We start from the raw sequence: 6,630 nt of genomic DNA, 5'->3' as shown, positions 1-6,630 counted from the left end.
CAGGCCCTTTCTTTCTATTAACGATTATCAATTGTTTCCGGATATAGATCGTGGTTCATCATGCGGTAATCAGCCATTTGTTCATACTTCGTCCCTGGGCGCCCGTAGTTGCAGTATGGATCAATTGAAATGCCACCACGTGGTGTGAATTTCCCCCATACCTCAATATAACGTGGATCCATTAATTTAATTAAATCGTTCATAATAACGTTCATGCAATCTTCATGGAAATCACCATGATTGCGGAAACTAAATAAATACAACTTTAAAGATTTACTCTCTACCATTTTTTGCTCTGGAATATAGCTAATATAAATTGTTGCAAAATCTGGTTGTCCTGTTTTCGGGCATAAACTTGTAAATTCAGGACAATTGAATTTTACAAAATAATCACGGTTTGGATGATTATTATCAAATACCTCTAATATTTCTGGGCTATATTCAAATAAATATTTTGTATTTTGATTCCCTAGTAATGTTACATCTTTTAAATCTTCATCTAATCTTCCTGTCATTTTAAACATCCCTTCTCGTTATACGCCGCGCTTATTTCCCCATACTAACGCATGAAGCTGAGGCAATACTTTTGCATCATTCATCTCTTTACAATTTACAGCTTTATCAATCAGCCATTCATACTTATCTAATAATTTTTTTATAAGCATCGCATCATCCACTGTTTTTGTATCATCGTTTCCTACTTGTAAGAAAAATGGTACCTTTGGATAACGTTCGTGCATCTTAACTGCATATTCAAAATCATGATCATCGAATACTACTACTTTTAAACTAATATCTTTTCCTGCTAGTTTCTGAATAATAGCATCTAACCTCTGAAAATCTGTTTTCATCGTTGAACTTGGTGGTTTTGGAGAAATTGTTATCTCATCAATTTGAAGTAACCAATCTTGCCATTTACTCCCTTGCGTTTCAATTGCCGTTCGCATTCCATTTTCTTTTAATATAGAAAGAAGAAACTCAATATTTTTCAATAATGCCGGATTTCCACCCGAAATCGTAACATGAGAAAAATTTTCTCCTCCAATTGCAACAAGCTCATCCCAAATATCTTCTGGTGTCATCTGTCTAATTTGATCTTTAGCTGATCCATCCCACGTAAAAGCAGAATCACACCAAGCACAGCTATAATCACAACCAGCTGTACGGATAAACATTGTCTTTTGCCCTACAACCATTCCTTCACCTTGAATAGTCGGACCGAATATTTCTAAAACAGGGATTTTACTCATCAAGCATCCACTCCCGTCTTACTTCCGCATAACTAGTCGGCGTCTCAAATAAACGAACAAATTCAACGCGAGCTCCTTTATATTCGTTCACTCTATTCTCTTTTGTTAGTGCTTCTGCCATCTTTTCATAAATCCAAACGACCATATTTTCAGCAGTCGTATTCATTGCAGGTAACGTTTCGTTTAAATAACGATGATCTAGATAAATTTCTATTTCATTCTTCCAAATTTCTTTTATATCTCCAAAGTCAATTGCAAGACCTATTTCATTTACATATCCACTAATTCCAAATACAACTTTATATGTGTGACCATGTAAGTTTTTACATTTCCCTTCATAACAGTGTAAATGGTGTGCTGCATCAAATGTAAATTCCTTGCTGACCATTACTCTTTTATTATGGTATTTGAGTTGTTTACGCTGAATATCCTTGTCCATTTTTTGCAAATTCTCTACGATGCGAAATCCAAAAAAGTTATCCATTAGTTGTTCGCTCCTTCGCGTTCTTGTAGGTACGTATCTAATCCTGCTTTACGAAGTTGACATGCTGGACATTCACCGCAACCATCACCAATGATTCCGTTATAACATGTTAATGTTTTTTCTCGAACAAACTCAAAAGCTCCAAGTTCATCTGATAATTTCCATGTTTCAGCCTTATCAATCCACATAAGTGGCGTGTGAATGACAAACGGGTAATCCATAGATAAATTTAAAGTAACATTTAACGATTTCACAAACACGTCACGGCAGTCTGGATAACCACTGAAATCAGTTTCACATACACCCGTTACAATATGACGTGCTCCAACTTGTTTTGCTAATACAGCAGCAAATGATAAGAAGAGTAAATTTCGTCCATCTACAAATGTCGATGGCAATTCACCTTCTTCATGTGTAATCTCCATATCCGTTCTCGTTAACGCATTTGGAGCAAGTTGATTTAATAGACTCATATCTAGTACTGTATGCTTTATTCCTAGTTCTTTTGCAATTTCCGCTGCACAATCAATTTCTAGCTTATGACGTTGATTGTAATTAAACGTTACAGCTTCTACCTCTGCAAACTGCTCTATTGCCCAAAATAAACATGTCGTACTATCTTGTCCTCCACTAAAAACAACAACTGCTTTTTCTTTTTTCATTTCACTCATTCTCCTTCTCTACTATAAATAAGAAGAAAGAACGTTCTTGAACTGTCACAATAAAAAAACAAAACAATACCTAAGGATATTGTTGTTTCCATAGTTTTTTATAGAGGGAGTTCGCGAACCTCTCCCGCGCAGTGCACGGAATTTCTTCTTTCATTGACATAGCTTATTGTAACATATTGTATACTAGCGTAAAAATTTCTGATTTTTCCGCTATTTATTATTTCATTTCTTTCATTTTATAGTATGATTAATTTAATATAAGAAGAGAGGAGGCATCCCACTGAAATCCTTTATTATTTATCTCTTTTTAAATATATTATTCATCCTGATTACAATGCTCGTATATCATTTATTTTGGAATCAAAAAGGGAAACGCTCTCCTAAATTAAATTCAGCTATATTCATTGTACTCTGTTGCCTCGCTACCGTACTCTGTATTACATTTGCAGCAAAAACAAATAATGGTTTTCAATTTGATATGCGCCATATTGTATTAATTGTCGGTACATTAACGGGAGGGCCTATTGCTGGTGGTTCTATCTTAGTTGTATTAAACATATATCGCTTATTATTAGGTGGGATAGGTGTTTTCCCATCTCTTATCGGTTCTGTTCTTCTATTTATTGTTCTACTATTAACATATAAATTTTTCAATCGAACTTCTAATCGTATAAAAATAACACTTGCTATTATCTACAGTCTCACATACGGATTTAGTTGGATACCCTTCTTTCTTTCAAAGGTTACAAATAAGACTGATTATATACCGCATATTATTGTGTATGAATTATGTTCAATGCTTGGTACGATTCTAATTTTATATTTACTACACATATTACAAACTCAAGTTCGTCTCCAAAACGAACTTATAAATGCTGAAAAGTTTCATTTAATTGGTGAAATGGCAGCGTCTATCTCTCATGAAATTCGCAATCCATTAACTTCAACGAAAGGTTTTTTACAACTGTTACAATCAGATACATGCACTGAGCAGGAACGAAAATTATATATCGACATTGCCATTAACGGCATCGAACAAGCAAATCATGTTCTTACAGATTATTTAACCTTTGCTAAACCAAGCATTGAAAAAGAACAAACATTACAGCTAGAAGAAGAGTTACTACATGCATTGTCGTTAATTACACCGCTCGCTAATTTAACAAATGTACGTACTCATTATATAAAGCAAAGCACTTCTTTTTTTATCGCTGGAGAAAAGCAAAAACTAAATCAATGTTTATTAAATATTTTAAAAAATTGCATTGAGGCTATGCCAAAAGGCGGTGATCTTTATTTCACATTAGTTCCTGATCATAAGCATATTCAGTTATATATAAAAGATACAGGAGTCGGTATGGATTCAGAACAAGTAAAACGTCTTGGTTCGCCCTTTTATTCAACGAAAGAAAAAGGTACTGGACTTGGAATGATGGTCGTATTCAGTGTTGTTCAAGCTATGAATGGGAAAATTGATATTATAAGTGAAAAAGGAATCGGTACAACCTTTTTATTAACTTTTCCACTCATACAAAAAACGTGATGAAATACTCATCACGTTTTTTCTGTTCCTTCAACTAATTCAGCAAAAGCTTTCACTTTTCCGTGCGGTTGTTGATTTTCTTTACGTGCTTTCCAGGCGCGCTCTTCTTCTCGCTTCTTCTTAGACATGTTTTTTCAACTCCTTCTTTTCTTTCTTATTTCTCCATGTAGTATTCCAAAATAAGAAAGAAAACTATGCACGTATCAAAAAAGAAGTGGTTTCCCACTTCTTCCACTTTAGCGTTGCAAAATTGCATGTTTCGCCTCTTTTAACTGCGTAAGATGTCTTTGTTCATGCAAATCAAGAAATTGAACCCATTGATACAAATTCAGATCATTAAAAACAGGATGCTTTAATCCATTTTCAAATAGATCTTTTTCATCTATAACACTATGAAGCGCGTGTAATAGTTCTTGGCGTGAATGTTCTAGCAATTGAATTCCTTGCTGTTTTTTCATTAAAGTTTCTGTTGGTTGCATTTGCTGAGGAGCTTCTCGTTTATGTGTGCGATCAAGCGTAAGTTGGAGGTCTTGAAATGGAGTCATGTTTCTTTCATTTTTTTGTAAAGCATATACAAGGGCAGACGTGACAGATTGTTCAACTAAATGCAAGTGGTGTAAAATTTGAATAATACTCCATTTATCACGGCGTGGCTTTACATTCACTTCTGTGTCATTTAACATTTCAATTTCTGATAATAGCGTGCTTCGAGTAGCCTGTAATAAGTTTACTAAACTTTCTAAACTTACATCCATATTAGATTGAAGCATACTTGTTCCCCCCTTTTGTTGGTGAAAAGAGGTGCTCCTTATTAGAAACACCCCTTTAGCATTCTGAATTTTCTTTTATTATCTCATCATTTTCCCATTATGTCGATGTTAAACATGTGAAAAAAAGCGCATGTTTTTTACAATTTTGTGTCGTCAATCGCATGTAACCATGCTTCAATTTCTGTAATAACACTTTTCACACAGCCTTCAGCAAATGGTGATGTTAAATTTGCAACCTCTACTAATTCTAAGAACGATTTACTTCCACCTTGTTGGCACAGATTCACATAATCTTCCCACGCCTCTTGTCTATTATCTCTTGCACGTTTCCAAAATTGTAGCGCACAAATTTGAGCAAGCGTGTAATCAATATAATAGAACGGTGAGCTATAAATATGCCCTTGACGTTGCCAAAAACCACCGCGCTCTAAATAATCATTCTCCTCATAATCACGATGTGGTAAATATTTCTTCTCTATGTTACGCCATGCTGTCTTACGCTCTTCAGGTGATGCTTCAGGATTTTCATATACATAATGTTGATATTCATCAACAGATACACCATAAGGTAAAAACAGAAGTGCTGAACTTAAGTGAGAGAAGTAATATTTATCTGCATCTTCTTCAAAGAATAGCTTCATCCATGGCCATGTAAAGAATTCCATACTCATAGAGTGGATTTCACACGCCTCATATGTTGGCCAATTATATTCTGGAATTTCAAATTTACGACTTTCATATACTTGGAAAGCATGACCTGCTTCATGTGTTAATACGTCAATGTCACCAGATGTTCCATTGAAGTTTGAGAAAATAAATGGCGCTTTATAATTCTCAATATATGTACAATATCCGCCACCAGCTTTTCCTTTTTTCGCAACTAAATCTAATAAATCATTATCTAGCATGAAATTGAAAAATTCATCTGTTTCAGCCGATAACTCTTTATACATTGTCTTTCCATGATCAACAATCCAATCCGCATCTCCTTTTGGAGTTGGGTTACCTGTAGCAAACTCAAAGTTTTCGTCGTAATAAGCTAACTTCTCTACACCGATACGTGCTTGTTGTCGCTTTCTTAATTCCGTTGTAACGGGAACGATATAATCTAGCACTTGCTGACGGTAATTAGCCACCATCTCCGCATTATAATCTGTACGGTACATTCTTGCATATCCAAGTTCAACAAAGTTTTTGAAACCTAAAGATTTTGCGATTTTCGTTCTCACTTTAACAAGCTCATCATAAATACGATCTAGTTCTTCCTCATTTCCAGCTAAAAATCCGTAGTATGCTTCACTTGCTGCTTTACGTTCGCTTCTTTCTTTTCCTTGCATAAACGGAATCAGTTGCGATAACGTTCTTTCTTCTCCAGCAAAGTCAATTTTTGCAGATGCTAATAACTGTGTATATTGCGATGATAATTTATTTTCTAATTGTAAATCTTTCACGACTTCATCTGAATATGTTTTTAAATCACATTCTGCTAGAGCAAATAATTGTTTTCCATAATACGCCTCTAATTCTTCACGAAATGGAGAATTAATGAGTGCCTTATAATATTTTGTACCATATCCTTGTACAACTGGAGAGAATTCATCAAAGAAATCCTGCTCCTCCTTATAAAAAGTATCCGTCGTATCAACAGAATGGCGAATGTAACAAAGGTTTCCCATTGTACCAAAATCGTTGCGAATCTCATTAATTGAATGAATGACTTGTTTTTGTTCTTCTACAGTTTTTGCGTTATCAAACTTCTCTAAAGCAACAGTAAATTTCTCTTTTAACTCTTCAATATTTGGGCGTTTATATTCATAGTCTTTAAATGACATGAACGAGCCTCCTCTCCATTACATACCTTTATTATAATTCAATACGTATTCTTGAATTCCCTCTTAATTTTCAACAAATT

The 6,630-nt window shown here is 34.6% G+C and carries 8 protein-coding genes and 1 riboswitch; of the genes, 1 reads left to right on the top strand and 7 read right to left on the bottom strand.

Annotation, left to right across the window (positions count from 1 at the left end):
* Positions 1-17: 17 nt before the first annotated feature.
* From queF to queC, 4 genes are read right to left on the bottom strand one after another with little or no spacing between them, the layout of a single operon-like run.
* Entirely contained in the window at positions 18-515 is a 498-nt protein-coding gene (gene queF / locus DN401_RS27205) for a preQ(1) synthase (RefSeq protein ID WP_001986050.1), read from the bottom strand.
* An 18-nt stretch (positions 516-533) separates the two neighbouring features.
* Positions 534-1,250 carry a 7-carboxy-7-deazaguanine synthase QueE gene (gene queE, locus DN401_RS27200; RefSeq protein ID WP_000036294.1) on the bottom strand — a complete coding sequence of 239 codons (717 nt, stop codon included), beginning with the start codon at positions 1,248-1,250 and terminating at the stop codon, positions 534-536.
* Entirely contained in the window at positions 1,243-1,734 is a 492-nt protein-coding gene (queD, locus tag DN401_RS27195) for a 6-carboxytetrahydropterin synthase QueD (RefSeq protein ID WP_000368414.1), read from the bottom strand. The genes queE and queD overlap by 8 nt, the downstream gene beginning before the upstream one ends.
* The gene (gene queC / locus DN401_RS27190; RefSeq protein WP_000711595.1) at positions 1,734-2,396 is read right to left on the bottom strand and encodes a 7-cyano-7-deazaguanine synthase QueC; all 663 of its coding nucleotides are present in this window, start codon (positions 2,394-2,396) and stop codon (positions 1,734-1,736) included. Before queC ends, queD begins: the two co-directional genes overlap by 1 nt.
* A gap of 93 nt (positions 2,397-2,489) precedes the next feature.
* Positions 2,490-2,533: riboswitch (PreQ1 riboswitch) on the bottom strand.
* A 206-nt stretch (positions 2,534-2,739) separates the two neighbouring features.
* Between queC and kinB the strand changes: the two genes are divergently transcribed.
* Positions 2,740-3,948: a sporulation sensor histidine kinase KinB gene (gene kinB, locus DN401_RS27185; RefSeq protein WP_000964151.1), complete on the top strand. Its 1,209-nt coding sequence runs from the start codon at positions 2,740-2,742 to the stop codon at positions 3,946-3,948.
* An 11-nt stretch (positions 3,949-3,959) separates the two neighbouring features.
* On the opposite strand, the gene DN401_RS30375 is transcribed toward kinB, so the two are convergent.
* From DN401_RS30375 to DN401_RS27175, 3 genes are all read right to left on the bottom strand, one after another.
* The gene (locus DN401_RS30375) at positions 3,960-4,076 is read right to left on the bottom strand and encodes a DUF6254 family protein (RefSeq protein WP_000038355.1); all 117 of its coding nucleotides are present in this window, start codon (positions 4,074-4,076) and stop codon (positions 3,960-3,962) included.
* 108 nt (positions 4,077-4,184) lie between these two features.
* Complete coding sequence (locus DN401_RS27180) at positions 4,185-4,718, bottom strand: DinB family protein (RefSeq protein ID WP_149288061.1); 534 nt, start codon at positions 4,716-4,718, stop codon at positions 4,185-4,187.
* A gap of 137 nt (positions 4,719-4,855) precedes the next feature.
* Positions 4,856-6,550 carry a M3 family oligoendopeptidase gene (locus tag DN401_RS27175; protein WP_000008577.1) on the bottom strand — a complete coding sequence of 565 codons (1,695 nt, stop codon included), beginning with the start codon at positions 6,548-6,550 and terminating at the stop codon, positions 4,856-4,858.
* Positions 6,551-6,630 lie beyond the last annotated feature (80 nt).

It is taken from the genome of Bacillus sp. BF2-3 (assembly GCF_008368795.1).
Classification (GTDB): Bacteria; Bacillota; Bacilli; order Bacillales; family Bacillaceae_G; genus Bacillus_A; species Bacillus_A cereus.
The sequence above is the reverse complement of the archived record's forward strand: the minus strand, read 5'-3'. Positions and strand labels throughout refer to the sequence as shown.